1 protein-coding gene is annotated in these 761 nt (G+C 72.4%); it reads right to left on the bottom strand.

Annotated features, from left to right (window positions below):
* A partial coding sequence (locus tag CR470_RS38260) for an HAD-IC family P-type ATPase (RefSeq protein WP_143664002.1) occupies positions 1–761 on the bottom strand: 761 nt, incomplete at both ends.

Here is a 761-nt window from a genome sequence, read left to right as displayed (position 1 = left end):
CCGACGAGGACGGCGTGGCCCTCGACGGTGCCCTGGACGCCGAGTCCGGGGATGTTCTGGAAGTCCTCGGGGGTGGGGAGGGGGCCGGTGGTGTCGGTGGCGGCGGCGGCGACGGCCTGGGCGATGGGGTGTTCGGAGGCGTTCTCCAGGGCTCCGGCGAGGCGGAGGACTGTGGTTTCGGTGGTGGTGGGGGTGGTGTGGGTGGTCTGGAGGGTCATGCGGCCGGTGGTGACGGTGCCGGTCTTGTCGAGGACGATGGTGTCGGCGCGGCGGGTGGTCTCCAGGACTTCGGGGCCTTTGATGAGGATGCCGAGCTGGGCGCCGCGGCCGGTGCCGACCATGAGGGCGGTGGGTGTGGCGAGGCCGAGGGCGCAGGGGCAGGCGATGATGAGGACGGCGACGGCGGCGGTGAAGGCGGCGGTGAGTCCGGCGTCGTTGCCGAGCCAGAAGCCGAGGGTTCCCAGGGCGAGGGCGATGACGATGGGGACGAAGACGGCGGAGATGCGGTCGGCGAGGCGTTGGGCGGAGGCTTTGCCGTTCTGGGCGTCCTCGACGAGGCGGGCCATGCGGGCGAGTTGGGTGTCGGCGCCGACGCGGGTGGCTTCGACGACGAGGCGGCCTCCGGCGTTGAGGGTGGCTCCGGTGACGGTGTCGCCGATGGTGACCTCGACGGGTACGGACTCGCCGGTGAGCATGGAGGCGTCCACGGCGGAGGAGCCCTCGACCACGGTCCCGTCCGTCGCGATCTTCTCCCCGGGACG

The sequence above is a fragment of the Streptomyces sp. rh34 genome (assembly GCF_002551245.1).
Lineage (GTDB): Bacteria > Actinomycetota > Actinomycetes > Streptomycetales > Streptomycetaceae > Streptomyces.
Note: the sequence above shows the minus strand (reverse complement) of the source record. Positions and strands in the feature narration are given on the sequence as shown.